This window comes from Pelomonas dachongensis, assembly GCF_043555865.1.
Taxonomy (GTDB): domain Bacteria; phylum Pseudomonadota; class Gammaproteobacteria; order Burkholderiales; family Burkholderiaceae_C; genus Pelomonas; species Pelomonas dachongensis.
Genome location: NZ_JBIGHY010000001.1, coordinates 1013651 through 1038579 on the forward strand (window position 1 = coordinate 1013651; position 24929 = coordinate 1038579).

The 24929-nt window shown below is 70.0% G+C and carries 23 protein-coding genes; 12 read left to right on the forward strand and 11 right to left on the reverse strand.

What is annotated here, in order from left to right:
• Positions 1 to 129: 129 nt before the first annotated feature.
• From ACG02S_RS04680 to ACG02S_RS04710, 7 genes are all read right to left on the reverse strand, one after another.
• Positions 130 to 669, reverse strand: coding sequence for a TlpA disulfide reductase family protein (locus tag ACG02S_RS04680; RefSeq protein WP_394469267.1), 540 nt, complete (start codon positions 667 to 669; stop codon positions 130 to 132).
• Entirely contained in the window at positions 666 to 1259 is a 594-nt protein-coding gene (locus tag ACG02S_RS04685; RefSeq protein ID WP_394469268.1) for a hypothetical protein, read from the reverse strand. The genes ACG02S_RS04680 and ACG02S_RS04685 overlap by 4 nt, the downstream gene beginning before the upstream one ends.
• On the reverse strand, positions 1256 to 1972 hold the full coding sequence (gene mtgA, locus ACG02S_RS04690; RefSeq protein ID WP_394469303.1) for a monofunctional biosynthetic peptidoglycan transglycosylase: 717 nt from the start codon (positions 1970 to 1972) through the stop codon (positions 1256 to 1258). The genes ACG02S_RS04685 and mtgA overlap by 4 nt, the downstream gene beginning before the upstream one ends.
• Positions 1972 to 2787 (reverse strand): shikimate dehydrogenase, encoded by an 816-nt coding sequence (gene aroE, locus ACG02S_RS04695; RefSeq protein ID WP_394469269.1) that lies wholly within the window; start codon positions 2785 to 2787, stop codon positions 1972 to 1974. Before aroE ends, mtgA begins: the two co-directional genes overlap by 1 nt.
• Positions 2788 to 2858: 71 nt before the next feature.
• Entirely contained in the window at positions 2859 to 3713 is an 855-nt protein-coding gene (locus ACG02S_RS04700) for an energy transducer TonB (RefSeq protein WP_394469270.1), read from the reverse strand.
• A 1-nt stretch (position 3714) separates the two neighbouring features.
• Positions 3715 to 5763 (reverse strand): ribonuclease catalytic domain-containing protein, encoded by a 2049-nt coding sequence (locus ACG02S_RS04705; RefSeq protein ID WP_394469271.1) that lies wholly within the window; start codon positions 5761 to 5763, stop codon positions 3715 to 3717.
• Positions 5764 to 5780: 17 nt separating this feature from the next.
• Positions 5781 to 6368, reverse strand: a complete 588-nt coding sequence (locus tag ACG02S_RS04710; protein ID WP_394469272.1) for a YqiA/YcfP family alpha/beta fold hydrolase — start codon at positions 6366 to 6368, stop codon at positions 5781 to 5783.
• A 124-nt stretch (positions 6369 to 6492) separates the two neighbouring features.
• Here ACG02S_RS04710 and ACG02S_RS04715 point away from each other — a divergent pair, with 124 nt between their 5' ends.
• The 6 genes from ACG02S_RS04715 to clsB all read left to right on the forward strand — a co-directional run bounded on the left by ACG02S_RS04715 (position 6493) and on the right by clsB (position 13169).
• Positions 6493 to 9177 carry a zinc-dependent metalloprotease gene (locus tag ACG02S_RS04715; RefSeq protein WP_394469273.1) on the forward strand — a complete coding sequence of 895 codons (2685 nt, stop codon included), beginning with the start codon at positions 6493 to 6495 and terminating at the stop codon, positions 9175 to 9177.
• A gap of 94 nt (positions 9178 to 9271) precedes the next feature.
• The gene (locus ACG02S_RS04720) at positions 9272 to 9682 is read left to right on the forward strand and encodes a PaaI family thioesterase (protein ID WP_394469274.1); all 411 of its coding nucleotides are present in this window, start codon (positions 9272 to 9274) and stop codon (positions 9680 to 9682) included.
• 70 nt (positions 9683 to 9752) lie between these two features.
• On the forward strand, positions 9753 to 10556 hold the full coding sequence (locus ACG02S_RS04725; protein WP_394469275.1) for a CsgG/HfaB family protein: 804 nt from the start codon (positions 9753 to 9755) through the stop codon (positions 10554 to 10556).
• An 18-nt stretch (positions 10557 to 10574) separates the two neighbouring features.
• Complete coding sequence (gene nudB, locus ACG02S_RS04730) at positions 10575 to 11048, forward strand: dihydroneopterin triphosphate diphosphatase (protein ID WP_394469276.1); 474 nt, start codon at positions 10575 to 10577, stop codon at positions 11046 to 11048.
• Positions 11045 to 11836, forward strand: coding sequence for an endonuclease/exonuclease/phosphatase family protein (locus ACG02S_RS04735; protein WP_394469277.1), 792 nt, complete (start codon positions 11045 to 11047; stop codon positions 11834 to 11836). The genes nudB and ACG02S_RS04735 overlap by 4 nt, the downstream gene beginning before the upstream one ends.
• A 70-nt stretch (positions 11837 to 11906) precedes the next feature.
• Positions 11907 to 13169, forward strand: a complete 1263-nt coding sequence (clsB, locus tag ACG02S_RS04740; protein ID WP_394469278.1) for a cardiolipin synthase ClsB — start codon at positions 11907 to 11909, stop codon at positions 13167 to 13169.
• Here clsB and hutH read toward each other — a convergent pair.
• Both hutH and hutU read right to left on the reverse strand, forming a co-directional pair.
• Positions 13163 to 14668 (reverse strand): histidine ammonia-lyase, encoded by a 1506-nt coding sequence (hutH, locus tag ACG02S_RS04745; protein WP_394469279.1) that lies wholly within the window; start codon positions 14666 to 14668, stop codon positions 13163 to 13165. The two genes, clsB and hutH, sit on opposite strands and share 7 nt — an antisense overlap.
• The gene (hutU, locus tag ACG02S_RS04750) at positions 14665 to 16350 is read right to left on the reverse strand and encodes a urocanate hydratase (RefSeq protein WP_394469280.1); all 1686 of its coding nucleotides are present in this window, start codon (positions 16348 to 16350) and stop codon (positions 14665 to 14667) included. Before hutU ends, hutH begins: the two co-directional genes overlap by 4 nt.
• A 65-nt stretch (positions 16351 to 16415) precedes the next feature.
• Between hutU and hutC the strand changes: the two genes are divergently transcribed.
• From hutC to ACG02S_RS04780, 6 genes are all read left to right on the forward strand, one after another.
• Positions 16416 to 17147 (forward strand): histidine utilization repressor, encoded by a 732-nt coding sequence (hutC, locus tag ACG02S_RS04755; protein WP_394469281.1) that lies wholly within the window; start codon positions 16416 to 16418, stop codon positions 17145 to 17147.
• A 73-nt stretch (positions 17148 to 17220) separates the two neighbouring features.
• Positions 17221 to 17769: a HutD/Ves family protein gene (locus ACG02S_RS04760; protein WP_394469282.1), complete on the forward strand. Its 549-nt coding sequence runs from the start codon at positions 17221 to 17223 to the stop codon at positions 17767 to 17769.
• Entirely contained in the window at positions 17766 to 18953 is a 1188-nt protein-coding gene (gene hutI / locus ACG02S_RS04765) for an imidazolonepropionase (protein WP_394469283.1), read from the forward strand. Before ACG02S_RS04760 ends, hutI begins: the two co-directional genes overlap by 4 nt.
• Before the next feature lie 70 nt (positions 18954 to 19023).
• Positions 19024 to 19824: an N-formylglutamate deformylase gene (hutG, locus tag ACG02S_RS04770; protein ID WP_394469284.1), complete on the forward strand. Its 801-nt coding sequence runs from the start codon at positions 19024 to 19026 to the stop codon at positions 19822 to 19824.
• A complete protein-coding gene (gene hutF / locus ACG02S_RS04775) occupies positions 19812 to 21206 on the forward strand; it encodes a formimidoylglutamate deiminase (RefSeq protein WP_394469285.1) in 1395 nt (464 codons plus the stop codon). Before hutG ends, hutF begins: the two co-directional genes overlap by 13 nt.
• Before the next feature lie 64 nt (positions 21207 to 21270).
• Positions 21271 to 22824: a methyl-accepting chemotaxis protein gene (locus ACG02S_RS04780; RefSeq protein ID WP_394469286.1), complete on the forward strand. Its 1554-nt coding sequence runs from the start codon at positions 21271 to 21273 to the stop codon at positions 22822 to 22824.
• Here ACG02S_RS04780 and ACG02S_RS04785 read toward each other — a convergent pair.
• Together ACG02S_RS04785 and ACG02S_RS04790 are read right to left on the reverse strand one after the other, a co-directional pair.
• Positions 22817 to 23833 (reverse strand): asparaginase, encoded by a 1017-nt coding sequence (locus ACG02S_RS04785; RefSeq protein WP_394469287.1) that lies wholly within the window; start codon positions 23831 to 23833, stop codon positions 22817 to 22819. The genes ACG02S_RS04780 and ACG02S_RS04785 overlap by 8 nt on opposite strands.
• Positions 23834 to 24042: 209 nt before the next feature.
• The coding region (locus ACG02S_RS04790) for an IS5 family transposase (protein ID WP_394469288.1) at positions 24043 to 24929 on the reverse strand (887 nt) is incomplete at its 5' end.

The following is a 24929-nucleotide window of genomic DNA, read 5'->3' on the forward strand; positions in this document are numbered from 1 at the left end:
GTCCGCATCCCTGAAGGTCTAGGGAGCCGTCACTAAATTGAGGAAGGGCGAACTTTACGCGTTTTGGGGCCGATTTCCCGCGCGATTGGGGAAATTCTGGGGATCATCCCCCGGCGCGGCCCGTTGAGCTCAGCTTCGCGCCAGATCTCGCAGTTCCTGCAGGTGCGTGACCCCCATGCGCCGCCAGCTGATCTCGCCACGTTCGTCAAAGATGACGGAAAACGGCAGCCCCCCGGCCGCGTTGCCCAGGTCACGCACCAGCGCCAGGCCGTCGGGCCCGCCCAGCGCCACCGGAAAGTCCAGTGGCGTCTTCTGCAGAAAGGCCTTCACCGGCTCGGCCTTGTCGATGGCCAGGCCCAGCACCTGCCAGCCCTTGCTGCGGGCTTCGTTGTAGAACTGGTTGATCTCCGGGAGTTCCTTCACGCAGGGCGGGCACCACGTGGCCCAGAAGTTGACGAGTAGCGGCTGGCCGCGCCAACGGGCAACGTCCAGTTCGGCGCCGTCCAGGCCGGGAAAGCGGCGCGCCCAGAACGCCTGGGCGACCGGGGACGGGGCAGGCGCAGATGCAGGTGCAGGTGCAGGCTGCCGGCGCCAGGCGAACGAGGCGCCCAGCGCGGCAGCGCCGAGGCCGGCGCCGGTGAGAAGGAGACGACGGGAAAGAGGTTTCATGCGGGGGGCAATTCTTCCAGCAACGCCTGCAGCGCGCTCAGGTCACCGCGATCCGTCCTGCCGCGGGCATCGGGTTTCAGGGCGCCGCGCAGGTCGTCGAAGTCCAGCACGCTCAGGCACAGCGTGACCCGTTCCTGCAACGCCGGGCAGGGCACGTCCAGCACCAGCATGTCCACGGCGCGCCCGCGCGGGCCGGTGGTCTCGGCGACGTCGAAGTCCAGCCCGCGGTCCAGCAGCGCGATCTCGGCGGCCTTGCTGTCGTCGCAGTAGAGCTGCAGGTGGACGTTGGACAGCTTGGTGGCCGTGCCGCGCCAGACGGCGCCGGTCAGGTGCGGCCGGAAGTCGGCAAGCCGCGCCATCCACTGCGCCGCCAGCTCGCGCAGGGCGCGCAGCTCGCCCGGTTGCGTGTCGGCGTGAAAGATCGCGATGTGCTCGCGCACGGCTTCTTCCACCTCGTCATTGCCGGGCAGCGCGGCGCGCGCCGCGCCCGCATCGCGCGCGGCGCGCTGCTTGGCGGCGCCCCAGTCCATGCCCTCTTCGACGATGAGGCGGGCCGCGGCGGCGGCGATCTCTTCGGTGATGTCGCTCATGGCAACTGCGCGCTGGGCATGCGGCCGACGATGAGGGCGGCGCGACCCATCACATAGGCCGAGCCGGGCTGGCGTTCAAAGCGCTTGGGCGCCGGCAGCATGACGGCCAGCCGCGCGGCTTCAAACGCGCCCAGCCGCGACGCATCGGTGCGGAAGTAGTGCCGTGCCGCCGCCTGAGCGCCGAACAGGCCCTCGCCCCACTCCACGCTGTTCAGGTAGATCTCCAGGATGCGCTGCTTGCTCAGCAGGCCTTCCAGCATCAGCGTCAGCACCAGCTCCTGACCTTTGCGCAGCAGCGTGCGCTCGCCGGACAGGAACAGGTTCTTGGCCAACTGCTGGGTGATCGTCGAGCCGCCGATGACCTTGGGGGGCTTCTTGGTCTTGCGGGCCTCGGCGCGCGCCTGCGCCTTCTCGTTCTTCTGCCAGGCGCCCTTGAGCGCATCCCAATCGACGCCGCCGTGCTCGGCGAAGCCGTCGTCCTCGCTGGCGATGACTGCGCGCTTCAGCGTGCCTGGCAGCCGGTCGTTGTCGACCCAGGATTGCGCCCACGCCACCTGCTGCCTGTCCTTCAGCAGGCGTAGCGCCTCGCTGCGCTGGAAGCTGGTGGACTGCGGCGCGAGCACGTTCATCAGCGCGATGCGGCCGGCGAACCACAGTTGCAGGCACAGCACGGCCAGCGCCAGCACGGCGATCAACCGGCCGATGTGGCGGATCACAGCGTGGCCCTCACGGCCTTCAGCACCGGTGCCGTGTCGGGCCGCACGCCGCGCCAGAAAAAGAAGGCCTCGGCCGCCTGCTCGACCAGCATGCCCAGTCCGTCGCGCGGCTCGGCGCCGTGCGCGGCGGCCCAGTCCAGAAAGCTCTGTGCCTTCGGGCCGTACATCATGTCCAGCGCCAGGCCGCCGGCCTTCAGCACGCGGGCATCCACCGGCGCCGCGGCGCCGGCCAGGCTGGTGCTGGTGGCGTTGATGACGAGGTCCTGCGCGGCCGGCGCATCGGCCAGCGTCGCGGCAACGAGCGGCACGCCGAGGTGGCCGTGGCTGGCGACCAGCGCCTGCGCCTTGTCCACGCTGCGGTTCACGATCGTGATGCGCGCCGGCTTCGCCGCGATGAGGCTGGCCAGCACGCCCGCGCCGGCGCCCCCCGCGCCGACCAGCAGCACCTGCAGACCCGTGAGCGGCCGGCCGGCGTTCTTCTGCAGGTCGTTGACCAGGCCGGCGCCATCGGTGTTGTCGCCGGTCCAGCCGTCGGAGTCGAAGCGCAGCGCATTGACGGCGCCACCCAGTTGCGCGCGCTCGGTGCGCTTCGCGGCCAGCGCGAACGCGTCGAACTTGAACGGCACGGTGATGTTGCATCCCTTGGCGCCGGCCGCGGCGAAGTCGCGCAGCGTGGCTTCAAAGCCGTCCAGCGGTGCCAGCAGGCGTTCGTAGGCCACGGCCTCGCCGGTCTGTTCGGCGAACATTGCGTGGATGGTCGGCGAGCGGCTGTGCTCGACGGGGTTGCCCACCACTGCATATCGATCTGTCATTCAAGCACCCTTCGCGCTTCGCGCTGTCCCGCCAAGCGGGCGTTTAGCCCTTTCGGGCGGCCGGGCAGGGCTCATGGGTTCTGTCCGGTCAAGGTCGTTTCCAGTCCCTCGTCGCGCGTGAAGCGAAAGCGCGACGTGATGACCAGCACCTCGGCGCCCTTCAGCATCTCCTTGCTGAAGTTGCCGAAGGGCGAGGCCGCCTGCACGATGGCCACCGAGCGGCGATCCAGCGTGGCGTTGCCGCTGGAGGCCAGGATCTCGGTCTCCAGCACGCGGCCCTTGTGGTCGATGTGGATGTTCATGGTCAGCTCGCCGTAGAGCTTGCGACCGCGGTACTGCGGAAAGTCGCGCGTGCCGCGCTCCTCGATTCGTCGGCGCAGGCCGTCGTAGTACTGCGCGTAGACCACCTCGCGCGTGGCCGGGCTCACATAGCGCTTGCGCGGCCGGGCGCTTTCTTCGTTGACGCGCTTCTCGATTTCGGCGAGCAGCTCCACCAGCTGGCGGCGCTTCTCGGCCTGGGCGCGCTCGCGGGCGTCGGTTTTCTCGCGCTTCGGGTCGGGCGGCGGCAGCAGCGCCAGTTCGCGTCGCACCTGGGCCAGCAAGTGCTGCTGCTGCTGCTGCAACTGGGTGATCTGCGAGCTCTGCGACTCGGCGGCCTCGCCCGTCTCGCGGCGGCGCGCGGGCGGCAGCGGCGACGTGGCACGGCCAGTCTCGACGTTGCCGCCGCCTGCGAGGTTGGCCTGCGCCAGCGCGGCAGCCTTGGCGGGCGGCTCGCTGGAGCGGGTGTTGACCAGGACCACCTCCAGCGGCGTGTCCTTGAAAATGCGATTGAACGCGTCGGGCGAGGCGATGCGCAGGCTCAGCAACACCGCGTGCACGCCCAGCGAGAACGCGAGTGCGATCTGCAGCGTGCTGAGCTTGCGCATCTCAGGCCTGGGCCGTCGGCTCGGCTGCGCCGTCGCCGTCGTTCAGGTCAATGGCCAGCGAGATGGGCGCGGCGGCGGCAGCCAGCTCCTCGTCGTCGCCCTCTGACTCATCGGCCGCGGCGGCCACGGCGGCTTCGTCCAGGCGCTCGATCAGGGTCGCATGCACGTCCAGCGTCATCTCGTCCAGGCCGGTGATGCGCACCTTGACGTGGCTGCCGCGCGGCAGCGGCTCGCAGCCCAGCGCCTTGAAGACCAGCGGCAGGTCGTCGGCGCGCACCAGGCCTTCCTTCATGACGGTGGCTGTCAACTCGGTCGTGCCGTTCTGCTGCAGCCAGCGCAGCGTCCAGAAGCGCTCGATGCCGTTCTGGAAGCCGTTGTAAGCGGCGTAGGCGGCCTCGAAGCCCGAGATGATGGAGAACAGCGCTGCGTCCTTGGGCTTGAAGGGCGCGACCAGCGCGGCCGTCTTGCCGTGGCGGGCCGCCGCGATGATCTGCCACTGGTTGACCAAGTCCACGTAGCGGCGCAGCGGCGAGCTGGCCCAGGTGTAGCTGGCCACGCCCATGCCGGCGTGCGGCAGCGCCTTGGTGCCCATGCGCACCTTGATGCCGGGCGCCAGGCTGGCTTGGCTGCGGTAGATGCCGGGCAGGCCCAGCTCGGCCAGCCAGCCGCCCCAGGCCGAGTTGGCCAGGATCATGGCCTCGGCCACGATCAGGTCCAGCGAGCTGCCGCGCGCCCGCACCGAGATCTCGACGGATTCGCTGCCGTTGGGCGGCTCCATGCGCTCGCCAGCCAGGCGGAAGTTGTAGTCCGGGCGGTTGAAGTTCTCGGGCTTGCCCCGCACCACCTCGCGCTGCGCCTTCAGGCTCTTGGCCAGGCGCCAGCAGAAGGCCAGTTCGGGCGCGAAGGCGTAGTCGGCCGGCGCCTCGCCCGACAGCGTGGCGTCGGTGACGATGCCGTCCAGCTTGTCGTGGCGCAGGTTGGCGGCGATGTGCACGCGCTCGAGCTTGGTCTCGCGCGCCGTGATCGCCAGCGTGGCCTCGTCCATCGTGAAGTAGATGGACACGGCCGGGCAGTCGCGGCCCTCGATCAGCGTGTACGTCTGCACGACCTCGTCGGGCAACATCGTGATCTTCCAGCCCGGCATGTAGACGGTGGACAGGCGCTCGCGGGCGACCTTGTCGACGACCGAGTCCGGCGTGATCGCCAGGCCGGGTGCCGCGATGTGCACGCCGAAGGTGACCGTGCCGGTGCCCAGGCCTTGAACGGACAGCGCGTCGTCGATCTCGGTGGTCTGCGAGTCGTCGATGGAGAAGGCTTGCACCGGGCTCAGCGCCAGGTCGTCCTTGATCTCAGGCGCCGACAGCGCGGGGAACCCCACGCCCTTGGCGAAGTTCTCGAACAGGAAGCGCTTCCAGTGGAACTGGTAGGGGCTGGTGATGGCCCCGGCGCCCTGCAGCAGTTCCAGCGGCGCCTTGTGCGCCTTCTTGCTGGCCTCGACCACGGCTTTGTACTCGGGGCCGTTCTTGTCGGGCTTGAAAAGAATCTTGTAAATCTGGTCCTGGATGGGCGGCGGGCAGGTGCCGGCCACCAGCTCCTGCGCCCAGGCCTCGATCTGCAAGGTCTGCTGGCGCTTGCGCTCGATGCCCAGCAGCGCGGCCTTGACCGTCTCCTCGGGCGCCTTCTTGAACTGACCTTTGCCGGCACGGCGGAAGTAGTGCGGTGCGTCGTACAGGCGGAACAGCGCCGCGGCCTGCTGGACGACACCGGCCTTGGCGTCGAAGTAGTCCTTGGCCAGGTCGACGAAGCCGAACTCGCCTTCGGGCGCGAATTCCCAGGCCAGGTCCAGGTCGATGTCGTCGGCCAGCTTGCGGGCTTCAAGCAGCAGCACGGCGGGTGCCGGCTGCTCGAACTTCAGCAGCACGTTGGCGGCCTTGACCTTGACCCGCTTGCCGGAGTCCAGCTCCACCTGAAGCGAGGCATCGGCCTCGCTCATCACACGGCCGGCGAGGAATTTACCGGCGTCATCAAACAGCGCAAAGGTCACAGACATAGGAGCAGGATTGTCCCTCAGCGCGTCAGGTGTTCGAGGACGCCGGGCAGGTGCTCCTCGAAGTCGGTCAGGCCGTGGTCGCTGCCCTCCAGCACCTGCCCGTCGCAGCCGGCGTAGCGCGCCAGCATCTCGCGCCAGTCCAGCAGTTCGTCGCCCTTGGCGATCAGCGCGTAGTAGCGCGTCGGCGCCGTCAGCCGCGGTGGCGCCAGCGCGGCCAGCTCGGCCACGTGCTGGGCGGTGAACTCGAACTGCAGCTGCGGGTCGTGCCAGGCGGACAGCGTGCCGATGTGGGCGCCGAGGTCGCGCGCCGGGTCCACGGCCGGGTTCAGCACGGCCACGCGCCAGCGGCGGTGCGCCGGCTGCTCAGCCAGCGAGGTCCCGTAGAAGCCGCCCAGCGAGCTGCCGATGACGGCCGCGCCTTCGGCGGGCCAGCCGGCGACGACACCGGTGGCCAGCGCCATGGCCTCGCGCGGCGACGGCGGCAGCTGCGGGCAGACGAAGGTGAGGCCGGCCTGGCTGGCCGCCCAGGCGGCCATGCGGCGCGCCTTGGCAGACGCCGGCGACGAGCGGAAGCCGTGCAGATAAAGCAGATGGGTCAACGGCATGACGGAAGTTTTTGCGTGAACTTCTGCAACCTCGCTACGGAGGGCAGCATCGGATGGGACGCGAGTGTCGCCGGCCTTAAAGTGGTCGACTTTTCGTTTCCTTCGGACACATCTCATGACCCCGATGTCGCGTTCCGTACTGGCCTCCGCCGCGCTACTCGCGCTGGCGGCCGTCGCCCAGGCCCAGACCCCGCCCGCCGCCGCATCCAGCCCCTCGATCGCCGCCTCCGGCGCTGCGCCCGCCCGTCCGCCGGTGGAGCCCGGCGCGCCCAAGCCTTTTGCCGACGTCATCAAGGGCGCCAAGGAACAGCCGGGCCTGTTCCCGGTCTGGCGCAAGGACGAGAAGGTCTGGATCGAGATCCCGAGGGAGCAGTTCAACAAGCCTTTCCTGCTGAGCGTCAACGTCGCCAACTCCATCGGCGAGCGCGGCCTTTACGCCAGCCAGATGCTGGGTGACGAGATGGTGGAGTGGCGCCGCATCGGCAACTACGTGCAGCTGATCGCGCTGAACACCAAGTTCCGCTCCTCCCAAGCCGACAGCAAGCTGGTGCTGGAGCAGGCCTTCTCGCCCAGCCTGGTCACGGCCGGCCCCGTGGCCAGCGCCGACCACCCGGACCGCAAGTCCGCGCTGGTGGATGCCAGCGCGCTGCTGCTGGGAGACATCCCCGGCTACTCCACGCGGCTGGAACAGGCCTTCCGCCTGCCGTACGCACCCGACCGCGCCAACTCCTTCATCGAGGCCACGCGTGCCGATGCGCAGGTCACCACGTTGACCTCACGCGTGCACTTCGCGACGCCGCGCATTCCGGCGCCGCCGCTGGTGCCCGCGCCCGTGGCCGTGCCGACGCCGCCGCAGGCCACGCCGGACCCGCGTTCGATGTTCTTCAGCTTCGTCTACAGCTTCCGTGCCTTGCCGGAGCAGCCGGCCGCCATCCGCCATGCCGACCCGCGTCTGGGGCACTTCATGGAGAGCTACAGCAACCTCGGCGACGACACCAAGGCCAATACGCGCGTGCACATGGTGAACCGCTGGCGTCTGGAGAAGAAGGACCCGGCTGCCGCGCTGTCCGAGCCCGTGCAGCCCATCACCTACTGGATGGACAAGAACATCCCGGCCAAGTACCGCGAAGCCGTCAAGGCCGGCATCCTCGAGTGGAACAAGGCCTTCGAGAAGATCGGCTTCAAGGACGCCGTCGTCGCCAAGCAGCAGCCCGACGACGCCGACTGGGACAACATGGACTCGACGCACGCGTCCATCCGCTGGTTCACCGGCTCGGACGTCGGCTTCGCCATCGGCCCCAGCAACAAGGACCCGCGCACCGGCGAGATCCTGGACGCCGACATCGGCATGAGCGACGTGTTCGGCCGCGGCTCGCGCCGCCTGGCGTCGGACGACGTGGCGGGCCATTCGCACGCCGACCACTCGCATGGCGCCAGCTGGATGGGCGAGCGCAGCCGTGCGCTGATCGAGCAGCTGTGCACCTACGCCGCCGACCAGTCCTCCGAGTTTGGCTTTGCGCTGGACCTGCTGGCGCTTCGCGACGGGCTGGACATGAACGGCCCCGAGGCCGAAGCGCTCGCGCAGGCGGTGGTGAAGGACGTCGTCATGCACGAGGTCGGCCACACGCTGGGCCTCAAGCACAACTTCCGCTCGTCTACCACCGTCACGCAGGCGCAGCTGAAGGACAAGGCCTGGACCGAAGCCAACGGCATCTCCAACTCGGTGATGGACTACAACGCCTACAACCTGCCGCTGAAGGGCGAGGCCCGCTCCACGCTGACCAACACGACGCTGGGCGCCTACGACTACTGGGCCATCGAGTACGCGTACAAGCCTTTTGCGCAAGGAACCTCGGCCGAGCAGGAGGCGGCCGAGCTGGCCCGCATCGCCGCGCGCTCCACCGAGCCGCTGCTGGCCTACGGCGACGACTTCGACCAGGGCGTCGGTGGCCCGTACGACGGCTTCGACCCGCGCACCAACCAGCGCGACCTGGGCGATGACCCGCTGGCCTACGCCCGGAAGCGCCTCAAGCTCAGCCAGGAGCTGTGGGAGCGCGTGCAGACCCGCAAGCCCGAGCCCGGCGAGGACCCGCTGCGCAGCCGCCGCTCGGTGTTGGAATCGTTCCGCCAGCTGGGCATGACGGCCAACAACGTCAGCAAATACGTGGGTGGCCTGCAGGCCGAGCGCATCGTGCCGGGCGTCACGCCGGGCCAGGCGTTCAAGCCGGTCGACACCGCGCAGCAGCGCGAGGCGCTGCGATTCATCGCTAGCGGCCTGCTGTCCAGCGACTCGTTCAAGTTCAAGCCCGAGTTCCTCGTCACGCAGACGCTGGACTACAACGAGTGGGACCGCGGCCTGCCGCTGTCCATCCCGGACAGCGTGGCCACGCTGCAGGGCCGCGTGCTGGACCGCCTGATGTCGCCCAACACGGCGCGCCGGCTGATCGAGCAGGGCAGCTACCTTCCGGAGGGCCAGCGCAAGGGCGCCGTGTCGCTGAGCGAGGTGTACGCGACGCTGCAGGGCGCCGTCTTCAGCGAGCTGAAGAGCGGCGGCGAGATCGACCGCATGCGCCGCAGCCTGCAGCGCGAGTACCTGAAGCGCCTGCAGGCCCAGCTGAATCGCTCCACCAACGGCGCCACGGTCTACGCCGACGCGTTCTCGATGGCGCGCTGGCACGCCAGCCAGCTGGCCGGCGAGTTGCGCGCGGCCTCGGCCCGGCCGGGCCTGTCGGTCGAGACGCGGGCGCACCTGGCCGAGTCGCTGGACCTGCTGAACGGCATGCTCAAGGCGACGATGACGCGCACCTGATCGCGCGCTTTGCACAAGACGAAGAGGTCGGCAGGGATGCCGGCCTTTTTTCGTCGCCATTACGATGGCCTGCCATCAAGAACAGAGAGGTCGAATGCCAGACAGTGCGAAATTCAACGAGGTCGGTGCCGGCAAGCTGCCGGGCCTGCTGGGCATCGTCATCACGCAGGTGGAAGGCAGCGAGGTGCACGGCGAACTGCCGGTGCGCACTGAGCTGATGGCTCCCAACGGCTTCCTGCACGCGGGCAGCATCGTCACGCTGGCCGACACCTGCGCCGGCTACGGCTGCGTGGCCCACCTGCCGCCGGGGGCGAGCGGCTTCACGACGGTGGAGCTGAAGTCCAACCACCTGGGCACCGCCCGAGAGGGCACCCTCAGCTGCGTGGCCCGCGCGGTGCACCTGGGCAAGACCACGCAGGTCTGGGATGCCGTCGTCAAGCACAAGGACAGCGGCAAGACGCTGGCACTCTTCCGTTGCACGCAGATGGTGCTGTACCCCAAGTGAGGGGTCAGGCGCGGCGCTGTCCCTTGTTCTAGGGCCGGCAGTGCGCGTGCGGGAAGGCAGACTCGCGCTCATGAGAAAACTGGTCCTGCTCGCCCTTCCCGCGGCCGCTGCGCTGCTGCTCGCCAGCTGCGGCAAGTCGTCCACCTCGCTGGGCGAGGGCGGCTCGGTCATCAGCGGCTCGGCCGGGCCAGCCGGCGCCGCCAAGGCCAGCCGCGAGTTGGTCAAGTGCGACGCACCGGTGGCGACGCTGGCGCTGATCGAGAACCCCAACGGCTACGCCTATTCCAGCAGCTACCACCTGCCGTCCAGTCCCGTGCCGCTGGTGCGGCTGCTGGCGCAGCAAAGCGGCTGCTTCCGCGTGGTGGACCGCTCGGCCGGCCTGAAGGCCACCGTGCGCGAGCAGGAGCTGAAGGAGGCCGGCGTGTTGCGCCAACAGGGCAACACGGTGGGGAAGGGCAAGGGCTACGAGGCGCAGTACAGCCTGACGCCCAGCCTCACGTTCAGCGAGCAGGACGCCGGCCGGCAGATCGGCGGCATCTTGCAGGCCATTCCCTACCTGAACAAGCTCGTGGGCGCGGCCGAGCAGGTCAAGCTCAAGCAGGCACAGGCCGCGCTGCTGTTGACCGACAACGAGACCACCGAGCAGGTCGCTGCTTCCACCGGTTCGGTGGAGGTGGCCGACCTGGGCGTGGGCGGCGCGCTGGTGGGCAAGCTGGGCGGCGCGGCGGGTGCCGGCTGGAGCAATTCCAACGAGGGCAAGGTCATTGCGGCCGCCTTCATGGACGCGCATAACCAGCTGGTCACGCAGGTGCGCGAGCTGCAGGCCAAGGAGCTGCCGCCCGAGGTGGCCAAGCGCGCCCGCCAGGGCGGTTGAGGTCGCTATGCTTTGGCTATGCAGTTGGCCAAGCCCTTCAAGATTCCCGAATCGGTCCTCGTCGTCATCCACACCGCCGATCTGCAGGTCCTGCTGATCGAGCGTGCCGACCATCCCGGGTTCTGGCAGAGCGTGACGGGCTCCCGCGAGAGCCTCGACGAACCGCTGGCCGAGACTGCCCGGCGCGAAGTGCTGGAGGAGACCGGCTTCGCTGCCGACGCGCCCGGCAGCGAGCTGCGCGACTGGCAGCTCGCCAACGTCTACGAGATCTACCCGCGCTGGCGGCACCGTTATGCGCCGGGTGTCACGCACAACACCGAACACGTCTTCGGCCTACAAGTGCCTGCGGCGCTGGCGCCCATTTTGGCCCCGCGCGAGCACCTATCGTGGGTCTGGTTGCCCTGGCAGGAGGCGGCTGACCGCTGCTTCTCGCCGTCCAACGCGGAGGCCGTGCTGCAACTGCCCCGCTTCAGCCGCGCTCCGATGTCATGACCCCCGTTGCCCGTCCTACTCCCCATGCCCCCGGCGATGTGCTGCGGGTGGCCACCTACAACATCCACAAGGGTGTGCGTGGCCTCGGCCCCGCCAGGCGCCTGGAAATCCACAACCTGCAAATGGGCGTCGAGGCGCTGGACGCCGATATCGTCTGCCTGCAGGAGGTGCGGCTGTTCCACCACCGCGAGGCGGCTTACTTCGACCGCACCTGGTTCGGCTGGCCCGAGAAGGGTCAGGCCGACTTTCTGGCGCCCGATGGCTACGAAGTGGCCTACCGCACCAACGCGACGACCAAGTTCGGCGAGCATGGCAACGCGCTGCTGTCGCGCTGGCCCATCGGCGACATTGGCCACCACGACGTGTCCGACCATAAGTTCGAGCAGCGCGGCCTGCTGCATGTGCCCGTGCGCTGGCAGGGGCGGGAGGTGCATGTCGTCGTCGCGCACTTCGGCCTGATTCATTCCAGCCGACTGCGGCAGGTGGAGCGGCTGTCGACCTTCGTGCGCGAGCATGTGCCGGACGGCGCACCGGTGCTGGTGGCGGGTGACTTCAACGACTGGGGCGAACGCCTGGATGCGTCCATGCGCACGCACGGCTGGCGCCGCGCCGCTGCACCGAATGGCCGCGCCCGTGCGGCCACCTTCCCGTCGCGTCTGCCGGTGTTCACGCTGGACCGCGTCTACATGCGGGGCCTGCGCTGCACCGGCGTGCAGGTGCCGCGCGGCGCGAGCTGGGCGCGCATGTCCGACCACCTGCCGCTGGTGGTGGAGCTGGCGCTGGAATGAGCCGCGCACGGCGGCCCGAAGGGGTTCATCCTCGCTCGGCGGGGCGGCGCGCAACGCCTGGGGTCCTCTGGTGAGGCGTCTGGGTTCGCGGCGTCGCAGCCGCCACTCGGCCGCCGACGCCGGCTTCGTCGGGGGCAACCACATCGACCTGCTGCGCGGCGGCGGGCAGCTGTTCCCGCGCATGCACGAGGCCATCGCGCTGGCACGCCACGAGGTCTGGCTGGCCACCTACATCTTCCACAGCGACGAAACGTCGTTGGCGCTGGCCGATGCGCTGATCGCCGCCGACCAGCGGGGGGTGCGGGTGCGCGTCGTGGTGGACGGTTTCGGCAGCGGCGCCAGCCTGGCGGCGCTGCGGCAGCGCTTCGAGGGCACGGGCGTCGCGTTCGCGGTGTTCCGGCCGATGGACCGCTGGTGGCGTTGGTTCCAGCGCGGCCAGCTGCGCCGGTTGCACCAGAAACTGTGCGTGGTGGATGGCGAGGTCGCGTTCGTCGGCGGCATCAACGTCATTGACGACCTCTGCGACCTGCGCCACGGTGTCTGCGAGCAACCGCGGCTGGACTATGCGGTGGCCGTGCGCGGCGGGCTGGTGGATGCGGTGAGCCAGTGCGTGCGCGCCATCTGGTCGCGCGCGTGGCTGGGGCGCGATCTCAACGATGCGCTGCTGGACTACGTGCCGCTGCGCCGCCGCTTCAGCCTGTGGCTGACGCAGATCTGGCGCGGCCCGCAGCGGCTGCCAGCCAGCGTGCCGCACCTGCCGCCGGTCTGCGCGGCCTTCGTCATGCGCGACAACGTGCGCCGCCGCCGCACCATCGAGCACGCCTATGCCGATGCCATCCGCGCGGCGCGGCAGAGCGTGGACATCATCTGCCCCTACTTCTACCCGGGCCAGCGGCTGCGCGCGGCGCTGCGCGGAGCGGCACGGCGCGGTGTGCGCGTGCGGCTGCTGCTGCAGGGCAAGCTGGACTACCGCATCGCCGGCTGGGCCGCCGAGGCGCTGTATGCCGACCTGCTGCGCCACGGTATCGAGGTCTACGAGTACACGCCGGCCTTCCTGCACGCCAAGGTCGCAGTCGTCGACGACCACTGGGCCACCGTGGGCAGCTCCAACATCGACCCGCTGTCGCTGCTAGTCAACCTGGAAGCCAACGTCGTCGTGCTGGACCGCCCCTTCGCGACGCGTTTGGCCGGCGAGATCGACATGGCCATCGCCGCGTCCGAGCGCGTCGGCGACCGCCGCGGCACCGGCTGGCGCGCGCTGCTGCACCGCGCGGTGGTGGTGTGGTTCGCCTACGTGTTCCTGCGCGTGGCGGGCGCCGCAGGTCGTTACTGAGCGAAACACGGGGCGTGCTCTGCACGCAGCTGGCCTGCCTGCACCAACGCCGCTGCGCGCTCGATGTCCGGCGCCAGGTAGTGGTCGGCCGGCATGCTGGCGCAGTCGGCGCGCAGGCGCCGATGCAGCGCCTCCACCGGAGCCGAACTGGTCAGCGGACGCAGGAAGTCGATGCCCTGCGCTGCGGCCAGCAGCTCGATGGCGACGATGTGCGACGTGTTGTCGAGCATCGCGTGCAGGCGGCGCGCGGCGAAGGTGGCCATCGACACGTGGTCTTCCTGGTTGGCGCTGGTCGGCAGGCTGTCCACGCTGGCCGGGTGGGCCAGGCTCTTGTTCTCGCTGGCCAGCGCAGCCGCGGTCACGTGGGCGATCATGAAGCCGCTGTGCAGGCCGGCGTCGGCCGTCAGGAAGGGCGGCAGGCGCGAGATGCCTGGATCGATCAGCATCGCGATGCGGCGCTCGGCGATGGCGCCGACCTCGGCGATGGCCAGCGCGAGGTCGTCGGCCGCGAACGCGACGGGCTCGGCGTGGAAGTTGCCACCGGAGATCATGACGTCGTCGAAGACGAGCGGGTTGTCGGTCACGGCGTTGGCCTCGCGCACCAGCACCTCGGCGCTGTGCCGCGCCTGGTCCAGGCAGGCGCCCATGACCTGCGGCTGGCAGCGCAGGCAGTACGGGTCCTGCACGCGCTCGTCGCCTTCGCGGTGGGACTGGCGGATGACGCTGCCGGCAAGCAGCTCGCGGTAGACCGCGGCGACCTCGATCTGCCCCGGCTGCCCGCGCACCGCGTGGATGCGCGCATCGAACGGGCCGTCGCTACCACGTGCAGCGTCCAGCGTCATCGCGCCGCTGGCGAGCGCGGTCGCAAACAAGCCTTCGAAACGCAGCAGCGCGTGCAGCGCCAGTGCGGTGCTGGCCTGCGTGCCGTTGATGAGGGCCAGGCCCTCCTTGGCGGCCAGCGTCAGCGGCGGCAGGCCCAGCCGGGCCAGCTCGTCGCGCGCCGGCACGCGCTGGCCGGCCACCAGGGCCTCGCCTTCGCCCATCAGCGCCAGCGTCAGGTGGGCCAGCGGCGCCAGGTCGCCGCTGGCGCCCACCGAGCCCTGCGCGGGCACGTAGGGCACGAAGCCGGCGTTCAACGCATCCAGCAGCGACTGCACGACCACGCCGCGCACGCCCGAGAAGCCTCGCGCCAGACTGCCGGCCTTGGTGGCTAGCATCAGCCGCACGACCTCGGGTGACATCGGCGCGCCGACGCCCACCGCGTGGCTGCGGATCAGGTTGAGCTGCAGTTGCGCGAGCTGGTCCTTGGCAATGCGCGTGCTGGCGAGCTTGCCGAAGCCGGTGTTGACGCCATAGACCGGCGCATCGCCCGCAGCGGCGGCGGCCACCAGCGCCGCGCTGGCGTCCACGGCGGACCAGTCATCGAGCTGCAACCGGGTGCGGCCTGCGGCGATGTCGGCCAGTTGGGCCAGCGTGAGTTGTCCGGGAATCAGTTTCATAGCGAAGGCAGGTTCAGTTCGTTCTCGCGGGCGCAGGCGACGGCCGTGTCGTAGCCGGCGTCGGCATGGCGCATGACGCCGGTGGCGGGGTCGTTCCACAACACGCGCGAGAGTCGCCGGGCGGCGGCGGCGGTGCCATCGGCCACGATAACGACGCCCGAATGCTGCGAGTAGCCCATGCCCACGCCGCCGCCGTGGTGCAGGCTGACCCAGGTGGCGCCGCCGGCGGTGTTCAGCAGCGCGTTCAGCAGCGGCCAGTCGGACACGGCATCCGAGCCGTCGCGCATGCCCTCGGTCTCGCGGTTGGGTGATGCGACGGAGCCGCTGTCCAGGTGGTCGCGGCCGATGGCGACGGGTGCCTTCAACTCGCCATTCTTCACCATCTCGTTGAACGCCAGGCCGGCGAGGTGGCGCTCGCCCAGACCCAGCCAGCAGATGCGGGCCGGCAGGCCCTGGAAGGCGATGCGTTCCGCGGCCATGCTCAGCCAGCGATGCAGCGCCACATGCTGCGGGAACAGCTCCTTCAGCTTCGCATCGGTCTTGTGGATGTCCTCCGGGTCACCTGACAGCGCCACCCAGCGGAACGGGCCTTTGCCCTCGCAGAACAGCGGCCGCACGTAGGCGGGCACGAACCCGGGGAAGTCGAAGGCGTTGGCCACGCCCTGGTCCTTGGCGACCTGGCGGATGTTGTTGCCGTAGTCCACCGTCGGGATCCCTTGCGTCTTGAACGCCAGCATGGCCTGCACGTGCGTGGCACAGCCGGTGGCAGCGGCGGCGCGCAGTTCGGCATGGCGGGCCGGATCGGCGCCAGCCGCCTTCCACTGCTCGACGCTCCAGCCCGGCGGGCAGTAGCCGTGGATGAGGTCATGAGCGCTGGTCTGGTCGGTCACCAGGTCGGGCCGAATTTGTCCATTTGCGCCGCGCTTCACCAGCTCGGGCAGGATCTCGGCCGCGTTGCCCAGCAGCGCGATGGACTTGGCCTCGCCGGTCGCCGTGTACTTGGCGATGCGGGCCAGCGCGTCGCCAAGATCCGTGGCTTGCTCATCCACGTAGCGCGTCTTCAGGCGGAAATCGATGCGCGACTGCTGGCATTCGATGGTCAGCGAACAGAAGCCCGCAAACGTGGCCGCCAGCGGCTGCGCGCCGCCCATGCCACCGAGGCCGGCCGTCAGAATCCAGCGGCCGGCGGCCACGCCGCCGTAGTGCTGGCGCGCCGCCTCGGCGAAGGTCTCGAACGTGCCCTGCACGATGCCCTGGCTGCCGATGTAGATCCAGCTGCCAGCTGTCATCTGGCCGTACATCATCAGACCCTTGCGGTCCAGCTCGTGGAAGTGTTCCCACGTGGCCCAGGCCGGCACCAGGTTGGAGTTGGCCAGCAGCACGCGCGGCGCATCGGCATGCGTGCGGAATACACCCACCGGCTTGCCGGACTGGATCAGCAATGTCTCGTCGTCGCCCAGCTCTCGCAAGGCCTTGCAGATGGCGTCAAACGCCTCCCAGCTGCGCGCTGCCTTGCCAATGCCGCCGTAGACGACCAACGCGTCCGGGTTCTCGGCCACGGCAGGGTCGAGGTTGTTCTGCAGCATGCGGTAGGCGGCCTCCGTGAGCCAGCTCTTGCAGTGCAGCTGCGTGCCGGTGGGCGCCTGAACGGGACGTGACGCGGGGCAGGGCAGGGTGGTCATGGGGTCTCCTGGAACTGCGGCGCACTCTAGTTGTCTATACAAGTCAAGTCAACTAGCATGCGGCCATGCCACGCACCGCCCGCACGTCCACAACAAGTCCAGAGCCACAGTACCTCAAGGTCAAGAACCACCTGCGCGAAGGCATCGCCAGCAGCCACTGGGTAGCGGGTGACCTGCTGCCCAGCGAGGGCGCGTTGGTGGCGCAGTTCGAGGTCAGCCGCATGACGGTGAACCGCGCGCTGCGCGAGCTGGTGCAGGACGGGCTGATCGAGCGCGTGCAGGGCGTGGGCAGCTTCGTCGCGCAGCTGCACCGCATCTCGTCGACGCTGAACGTGCGCGACGTGCATGAGGAGATCGTCGAGCGCGGCGGCCAGCACGAGGCGCGCGTGCATGCGCTCGTCAAGGGCAGGGCCACGCCGCAGCAGGCTGCCGAGCTGGGCCTGAAGCGTGGCGCGCCGGTGTTCCTGAGCCTCATCGTGCACCTGGAGAACGGCCAGCCCATTCAATGCGAGGAGCGCGCCGTCAACCCGGCCTGCGCGCCGGACTACCTGGCGCAGGACTTCTCGCGCATCACGCCCACGCACTACCTGCTGAACGTGGCGCCGCTGTCGGAGGCGCGCTACATGATCGAGGCCGCGCTGCCCGGAGAGGTGGAGGCCAAGTTGCTGGGAATTCACCGGCGCGACCCGTGCCTGGTGGTTAAGCGCATCACTTACAGCCGCGGCGTGGCCGTCACCAGCGTCAAGCTGACCCACCCCGGCTCTCGTTACCAATTGCAAGGGAGCTTCTCGGCATGAGGAAACCCGCCCTGAGCTGCGGAAAATGCGCAGCTCGCCAGCCGGCGGAACTCAAGCAGTGCGAGGTTAGAACATGAGTTGGAGCAAGGTCAGCGCGGCAGACGTGCAGCCGCAGGCCTGGAAGAACGAGGGCGGGACCACCCGTGAGCTGCTCGCCTGGCCGCACGCGCACGACTGGGCGCTGCGCGTCAGCGTCGCCAGCGTCGAGCGCGACGGGCCGTTCTCGGCCTTCCCCGGCGTGCACCGCTGGCTGGCGGTCATCCGTGGCGCGGGCCTGCGGCTGTTCGACTGGCCGCAGAGCATCGGCGACGACCCGTTGCGTTTCGAAGGTGGCCTGGCGCCATCGGCGGAGCTGATCAAGGGCCGCACCGAGGTGCTGAACATCATGGAGCGCCGTGGCAACCTGGAGGTCGAGCCGGCCAGCCACGTGCTGATGCCGCGCACATCCTGGGTGGGGCTGTTCACGGTCGAGGGCGGGCTGCTGGAGCATGGCGCCCGCGCGATGCCGCTGGCGCCGCTGACACTGGCATGGTGCGAGGCGCCGGCCATCCAGAGCTGCGTGTTCACCGGCCCTGATGCCAGCGGCAGCCACGCCTGGTGGCTGAGCTGGAGCGATGAATGACGCTGTGGCGTGGTGGCCGCCTGGCCACGCTGGCGGGTGACAGGGGCTGGGGACTGATCGACGACGGCGCGCTGCTGGTCGACGGCGGCCTGCTCCGCTGGGTGGGGCCGAGCGCCGAGGCGCCCGCGGCCGACGAAGTGGTGGAGCTGCAGGGCGCGCTGGTCACGCCGGGCTTCGTCGACTGCCACACGCATTTGGTCTACGGCGGCAACCGCGCGAACGAGTTCGAGCAGCGCCTGCTGGGCGCCAGCTACGCCGACATCGCCCAGGCCGGCGGCGGCATCCGTGCCACGGTGGCCGCCACGCGCGCGGCCAGCGAGGCCGAACTGCTGGCCGGCGCCGCGCAGCGCGCCCGCGCGCTGATGCGCGAAGGCGTGACGACGCTTGAGGTCAAGAGCGGCTATGGCCTCGACGCCGACACCGAGGCGCGCATGCTGCGCGTCGCGCGGCAACTTGGTGCGCTGGGCGTGGACGTGCGCACCACCTACCTCGCGGCGCACGCGCTGCCGCCCGAGGCCGCGTCCGCGGACGACTACATCGACGCCGCCTGCCGCTGGCTGCCCGCGCTGCAGGCGGCCGGTCTGGTCGATGCCGTCGATGCCTTCTGCGAGCACATCGCGTTCAGCCCCGCCCAGGTGGCCCGCGTGTTCGACGCCGCGCGCTCACTGGGCCTGCCGGTCAAGCTGCATGCCGAGCAGTTGAGCGACCAGGGCGGCGCCGCGCTAGCGGCCGGCTACCGCGCGCTGAGCTGCGACCACCTCGAGTTCCTGAGCCCCGCCGGCATCCAGGCCATGGCGGCGTCTGGCACGGTGGCGGTGCTGCTGCCCGGCGCCTTCTACGCGCTGCGCGAGACGCAGCTGCCGCCCATCCAGGCGCTGCGCGACGCGGGCGTGCCCATCGCCATCGCGACGGACCACAACCCCGGCAGCTCGCCCACGCTGTCGCCGCTGCTGATGCTGAACATGGCCTGTGTGCTGTTCCGCCTCACGCCCGAGGAGGCGTTGCGCGGTCTGACCGTGAGTGGCGCACGCGCGCTGGGCCTGGCCGACCGTGGCCGGCTGGTGGCGGGGCAGCGAGCCGACTTCTGCATCTGGGATGGCGGCCACCCGCGCGAGCTGGCAGCATGCTTTGGCCACAACCCGTTGATCGCACGGGTGTTCCAGGGCGTTCAGGGAGAGTCATGAGCACCGCACGGCCGCCCGAAGGGGCTCATTCCCGCCTAGCGGGACAGCACGAAGCGCGAAGGGTGCATCGATGAGCGTGTTCCAACTGCAGCAGGGCCGCGTGCCGCTGCTGATCAGCCTGCCGCATGTCGGCACGGACATTCCGGCCGACATCGGCGAACGGCTGGTGCCGCGCGCGCTGGCCAGTGAAGACAGCGACTGGCACCTGGAGCGCCTGTACCGCCCGCTGGCCGACAAGCTCGGCGCCAGCCTCATCGTGCCGCGCTACAGCCGCTACGTCATCGACCTGAACCGCCCGCCGGACGACCAGCCGCTGTACCCCGGCGCGTCCGGCGGCACCGGCCTGGTGCCCACCCGCTTCTTCACCGACGACCCGCTGTACCGCGACGGCGTCGAGCCGCATGCGACCGAGGTGTCCGTGCGCCGCGAGGCCTACTGGCGGCCGTACCACGACGCACTAGCCGCCGAGCTGGCGCGGCTTCGCGCCGCGCACGGCCATGCGCTGCTGTTCGACGGCCACAGCATCCGCTCCGAGCTGCCCTGGCTGTTCGAGGGTCGGCTGCCCGCGCTGAACCTCGGCACCGCCGATGGAGCGTCGTGCGCGCCGGCCATCACCGAGCGTCTGGCGGCGCTGCTGGCCGGCCAGGCGGAGTTCAGCCAGGTGGTGAACGGCCGCTTCAAGGGCGGCTACATCACGCGCCACTACGGTCGGCCCACGCAAGGTTGGCATGCAGTGCAGCTGGAGATGTGCCAGCGCTGCTACATGGACGAGGCCTGCGTTCCGCGCGAGGCCTATGACGAAACGTTCGCCGCGGCCGTCGCGCCGTTGATCGAGAAGATGCTCCAGGAGATGCTTGCGTGCCGGCCCTGAAACGACTGCATGCCCCGCTGGCCTGGATCGACGGGCGCTGGCAGCGCGACGTGCTGCTGACGGTGGACGCTACCGGCCACTGGTCCGAGATCACCGTCAACCTGCCGGCTCCCGGCGATGCCGAGAAGCTGGCCGGCCCGGTCATTCCCAGCCTCGTCAACGCGCACAGCCATGCGTTTCAGCGCGCCTTCGTGGGCTTGGCCGAGCGGCGCGACGCGGGCCAGGACGACTTCTGGAGCTGGCGCGACCGCATGTATGCGCTGGCGCTGCGCATCTCGCCGCAGCAGCTGCGCGCGGTGGCCGGCCAGCTCTACGCCGAGCTGCTGCGCGGCGGCTACACGCAGGTGTGCGAGTTCCACTACCTGCACCACGCAGCGCAGGGCCAGCAATTCGACGACGAGCTGGACATGGCCTGGGCGCTGGCCGAGGCGGCCGAGGACGTGGGCATCGGCCTGACGCTGCTGCCGGTTGTCTACACGCGCAGCGGCTTCAACGCCGCCGGGCTGCGGCCCGACCAGTACCGCTTCGCCGCCGATGCCGACTGGGCCTGGCGCGCCTGCCAGCGCGTACTGGCCGCAGGTCTGCCGCGCGTCAACGCCGGCGTGGCGCTGCATTCGCTGCGCGGCGCGTCGCCGGGCGACATCGCGCGGCTGCAACAGCTGGTGGGCGCGGCCGACCTGCCGATCCACATTCACGTGGCCGAGCAGATGGCCGAGGTCAACGACTGCCTGGCCGCCACCGGCATGCGCCCGCTGCAGTGGCTGGCCGAGGCGGGTCATCTGGACCCGCGCTGGCAGCTGGTGCACGCCACGCATGCCGAGAGGTGGGAGATCGAGGCGGTGGCGGGCAGCGGTGCCGGCATCGTCATCTGCCCGGGCACCGAGGCCAACCTGGGCGATGGACTGACGGACCTGCCCCGCTGGCTGTCCGGCGGCGTGCCGTTGACCGTGGGCTCGGACAGCCAGGTCACGCGCGGCTGGGTGGAGGAGCTGCGCTGGCTGGAGTACGGCCAGCGGCTGGCCGCCCAGCAGCGCAACATCGCAGCGCTGCCGGGCGCGCAGCCGTCCAGCGCCGCGCGCCTGTTCGAGGCTGCCGTGCAAGGGGGCGCCCGTGCCGCCGGCTTCACGGCCTGGGGCCTGACGCCCGGGGCCCGTGCTGATGCGCTGGTGCTGAACGTGGCAGCCGACGGACTGCGCGGCCTGCCGGACGACGCGCTGCTGGACGCGGTGGTGTTCGGCAGCAACGGCGCGCCGTGGCAGTCCGTCTGGGTGGCCGGCCGCGCGCGGCCCTGGCAGCCAGCACAGCGTGTCGGCGACGCATTCGAGGCGGCGATGCGCACGTTGTGGCAGCCCGACGACCCTTTGTCGGCGTTGTCAGCTTGAGGCTTGGCGTCTGCCCGCCAAAGGGCTAGCCTCCTGCCCATCTGCAAGATGGTGGGAGGTGGGGATGAAGCTCAGCGACTACACGATCAAGGCCCGGCTGCTCGCACTGGCCGCCCTCGCGGTGCTGGCGATGCTGGTGGTGGGTTTGCAGGGGCTGCGCAGCCTGGCGCAGTCCAAGGCCGCGTTCACCCACTTCGTCGCCCATGACGTCGAGGCGCTGAGTCAGCTGGCCGGCGTGCGCGCCGGCGTCGGCAACCTGCGCCGCTACGAGAAGGACCTGCTGATCAACCTGACTGACACACGGGCCGTCGAGCGTTACCGCAAGGACTGGGTCGAGACGTTCGACAAGGTCGCCGTCAGCCTGGACAAGATCGGCACGCTGGACGTGCCGGACGAGATCAGGCGCATGCCGGCCGAGCTGAAGACCGCGCTGCAGGACTACCGCGGCGGCTTCGGAGCCATCCTGGAGCGCTTGGCCAAGGGCGAGTTCGCCGACACCGCCGCCGCCAACCAGGCTATGGAGCCGGTCAAGGGCCCGGTGCGCAGCCTGGACAAGGCACTCGCCGACATGACCGACAGCATCGACCGCAACGCGGCCCGCCAGGTGGCGCTGCTGGACGAGCACGAGCAGGCCATCCGCCGCAACCTGACGCTGGTGGTCATCGCCGCGGTGCTGCTGCTGGTGGGCTACACGGTCGTCAACACGCGCTCCATCCTGGCGCCGCTGGCGCTGGCGGTGAAGACCACCGAGCGCATCGCCGGCCATGACCTCAGCGAGCCGGTGCGCGTGGAAGGCCGCGACGAGACCGCCGCCGTCATGCGCGGCGTGCAGGGCATGCAGGACTCGCTGGTCGAGGTCGTCTCCGGCGTGCGCCAGGGAACCGACAGCATCGCCACCGCATCGCGCCAGGTGGCCGTGGGCAGCCAGGACCTGAGCGCGCGCACCGAGCAGGCCGCGTCCAACCTGCAGCAGACGGCGTCGGCGATGGAGGAGCTGACCGCCAGCGTCACGCACAACGCCGAGTCCGCGGTGCGGGCCAACCAGCTGGCATCCGACGCCGCGGCGGTCGCGCGGCGCGGCGGTGGCGTGGTGGACGAGGTGGTCACGACCATGCAGCGCATCAGCGCCTCGTCCGCCAAGATCGCCGACATCATCTCGGTCATCGACGGCATTGCGTTCCAGACCAACATCCTGGCGCTGAATGCCGCGGTGGAGGCGGCGCGCGCGGGCGAGCAGGGCCGCGGCTTCGCGGTGGTGGCCGGCGAGGTGCGCACGCTGGCGCAGCGCTCGGCCGAGGCCGCCAAGGAGATCAAGGCGCTGATCCTCCAGAGCGGCGAGAACGTCGACAGCGGTGCGGCGCTGGTGGCCCAGGCCGGTCAGACCATGCACGAGATCATCGATGCGATCGCGCGTGTCAGCAGCATCGTGTCCGAGATCAGCCATGCCACCGGCGAGCAGAGCACCGGTATCGGCCAGATCGGCCAGGCCATTGCGGGGCTGGACCAGATGACGCAGCAGAACGCCGCGCTGGTGGAGGAGTCCGCCGCGGCGGCGGTCAGCCTGCAGCAGCAGGCGGACGAGCTGGCACGCTCGGTCGCCGTGTTCCGGCTCAGCTGAGTGTGAAGGCCGGGCGCAGCGCGCCCACCTCGGTGCCGCGCCAGTTGCGCAACACCGCGTGGCTGTAGTCGCGCAGCACCGGCGCTTCGGTCTTCAGCAGCCACTGTGCGACGGCGGCGAACGCGGCCTCCGCGGCGCGCGCGGCGCCGTCGTCGATCTTCAGCGCCACGCCCAGGCCCAGTTCGGGCAGCGCCGCGCAGTACACGCCCTCGGCGCCGATCTTGCAGAACAGCTGCTCGCCGAACGCCTCCATCACGCGCGTGTCGAAGCGGTCCGTGCCGCCCACCATGAACGGTGCAGCTGCCACGGCACGGCGCAGCCGTCGTGCAGCGCGGGCGTTGGCGTCCGACAGGCCCTGGCCGGTGCCGCAGCGCGCGAACGCCAGCGCCAGCGCGCGCAGCGGCAGTGCAAAGGTCGGGATGGAGCAGCCGTCGATGCCGCGTGGTGCACGCTCAGCATCGATGCCGGTGGTGGCCGACAGCGCCGCAGTGACCTCGCGCATGACCGGGTGCGCCGCCGCGACGTAGCCGCGCGCGAACTCGGCTGGGTGGGTGCCCGCGTTGCGTGCCATCACGCAGGCCACGCAGACAAAGCCGCTGTGCTTGCCCGAGCAGTTGTTGTGTAGCGGCGTCGCGACCTCGCCACGTGCCGCCATCGCACGCAGCACGGGCTCGCGACCGGGCCATTGCGTGCCGCATTCCAGCGCGTCGGCGTCAAGCCCCAGCTTGGCGAGCATGCCGGCGGCGGTCGCCACATGCTCGGGCTCGCCGCTGTGCGATGCGCAGGCGATGGACAGCTCGGCGTCGGTCAGCTGGAACGCGTCCGTCGCGCCGCTGGCCACCAGCGGCAGCGCCTGCAACAGCTTGACGGCCGAGCGCGGAAAGATGGGCCGGTCCACATCGCCCAACGCGGTGTGCACGTGGCCGGATGCATCGACGATGGCGAGCGCGCCGGCATGGCGCGATTCGACGGCGGCGCCGCGCAGGACTTCAATGAGGACGGGATTCATGGGTGCAAGTTTGCAGTCTCCAGGCGAGACGGGGCTAGCGGTAACTGACAACTCCGACGCATGGTGCGCGTCGCCAGGGGGGGGGCGAATCCACGTGCACTCGGAAGGCGCCACAAGTGGATTGTTGCGGCTGCGGGTTTTTAGTCAGACCTGCAAAATCCATTTCCAGGCAACTCGCTGTGGGCACGGCTCCGGCGACCAGCGGCGGGTCATGTCTGGTGAAGCACCGGCTGACGCGATAGTTCGGGATTGAAGTTCATGGCGCTGTTGAATCCCGCCATAGCCGCTGTCAGCAAGGCCGCCCATACGGCGGTCAAGGCCAAGTAAACGTGCTTTAGGCCGCCGGCCTGCAGCTGGCGCCGCAGCGCCCGCAGCAGCCAGCGGATGTTGAAGCCGGCTGCGCACAGCACCGCGTGCAGAGCGTCGCCCTCGCTGCCCTTGAGCCAGCACTTGTCCATCCGGTGGTCGTGCTTGGTGTGGCCGATGGTCGGCTCGATCGCCTGGCGGCGCTTGAGCCAGCGCCTTTGCTGCGCATTCAAGGACTTGTACTTGCCCCGGTGGATGAGCTCCACCGGGGTGATGTCGGCATCGACACCGCGGTAGCCCAGGTCGACGACGGCTACCTTGGGCTTGACGCCGAGATCCTGCATCAAGGTGCTCGTCTGCTCGAGCTGGGCGCTGAGTGTGTGGCCATCGAACGGGTTGCCGGGGAAGCTGCGGGCACCCACGATCAGGCCGCTCTTGTGCGCCACGGCCAAGCTGACCTTGACGCCGAACTCGTAGGGCTTGCGGGCCTTGCCCTTGCCGATGCATTCAACTTCCGGCGCGTGCAGGGCGTACAGCTTGTTCTTGTCGTGAGGGCGCTGGCTGCGGATGCGCTCGGCACGCTCCAGCCAGGGCTTGAGCTGGTCCTGCACGGACTGAGCGAGCGTCGTCATCTTGCGCTGCACCTCGCGCAGCAGCACACCCAGGATCGTGCGCTGGCGGCGCACCACCTGGCGCAGCCGCTTGAACTGCTTGGCATGGGCGTAGCCACCGGCGCGGCGACGCAAGCTCTGGCCCTCCCGCTCGTGCGTCATCTTGAGCTTGAGGCCCG

Bases quoted from the DNA above. Each gene is read 5' to 3' on its own strand.
- ACG02S_RS04680 (WP_394469267.1), bottom strand. From the start codon at position 669: ATGAAACCTCTTTCCCGTCGTCTCCTTCTCACCGGCGCCGGCCTCGGC.
- ACG02S_RS04685 (WP_394469268.1), bottom strand. From the start codon at position 1,259: ATGAGCGACATCACCGAAGAGATCGCCGCCGCCGCGGCCCGCCTCATC.
- aroE (WP_394469269.1), bottom strand. From the start codon at position 2,787: ATGACAGATCGATATGCAGTGGTGGGCAACCCCGTCGAGCACAGCCGC.
- ACG02S_RS04700 (WP_394469270.1), bottom strand. From the start codon at position 3,713: ATGCGCAAGCTCAGCACGCTGCAGATCGCACTCGCGTTCTCGCTGGGC.
- ACG02S_RS04705 (WP_394469271.1), bottom strand. From the start codon at position 5,763: ATGTCTGTGACCTTTGCGCTGTTTGATGACGCCGGTAAATTCCTCGCC.
- ACG02S_RS04710 (WP_394469272.1), bottom strand. From the start codon at position 6,368: ATGCCGTTGACCCATCTGCTTTATCTGCACGGCTTCCGCTCGTCGCCG.
- ACG02S_RS04715 (WP_394469273.1), top strand. From the start codon at position 6,493: ATGTCGCGTTCCGTACTGGCCTCCGCCGCGCTACTCGCGCTGGCGGCC.
- ACG02S_RS04720 (WP_394469274.1), top strand. From the start codon at position 9,272: ATGCCAGACAGTGCGAAATTCAACGAGGTCGGTGCCGGCAAGCTGCCG.
- ACG02S_RS04725 (WP_394469275.1), top strand. From the start codon at position 9,753: ATGAGAAAACTGGTCCTGCTCGCCCTTCCCGCGGCCGCTGCGCTGCTG.
- nudB (WP_394469276.1), top strand. From the start codon at position 10,575: ATGCAGTTGGCCAAGCCCTTCAAGATTCCCGAATCGGTCCTCGTCGTC.
- ACG02S_RS04735 (WP_394469277.1), top strand. From the start codon at position 11,045: ATGACCCCCGTTGCCCGTCCTACTCCCCATGCCCCCGGCGATGTGCTG.
- hutH (WP_394469279.1), bottom strand. From the start codon at position 14,668: ATGAAACTGATTCCCGGACAACTCACGCTGGCCCAACTGGCCGACATC.
- hutU (WP_394469280.1), bottom strand. From the start codon at position 16,350: ATGACCACCCTGCCCTGCCCCGCGTCACGTCCCGTTCAGGCGCCCACC.
- hutC (WP_394469281.1), top strand. From the start codon at position 16,416: ATGCCACGCACCGCCCGCACGTCCACAACAAGTCCAGAGCCACAGTAC.
- ACG02S_RS04760 (WP_394469282.1), top strand. From the start codon at position 17,221: ATGAGTTGGAGCAAGGTCAGCGCGGCAGACGTGCAGCCGCAGGCCTGG.
- hutI (WP_394469283.1), top strand. From the start codon at position 17,766: ATGACGCTGTGGCGTGGTGGCCGCCTGGCCACGCTGGCGGGTGACAGG.
- hutG (WP_394469284.1), top strand. From the start codon at position 19,024: ATGAGCGTGTTCCAACTGCAGCAGGGCCGCGTGCCGCTGCTGATCAGC.
- ACG02S_RS04780 (WP_394469286.1), top strand. From the start codon at position 21,271: ATGAAGCTCAGCGACTACACGATCAAGGCCCGGCTGCTCGCACTGGCC.
- ACG02S_RS04785 (WP_394469287.1), bottom strand. From the start codon at position 23,833: ATGAATCCCGTCCTCATTGAAGTCCTGCGCGGCGCCGCCGTCGAATCG.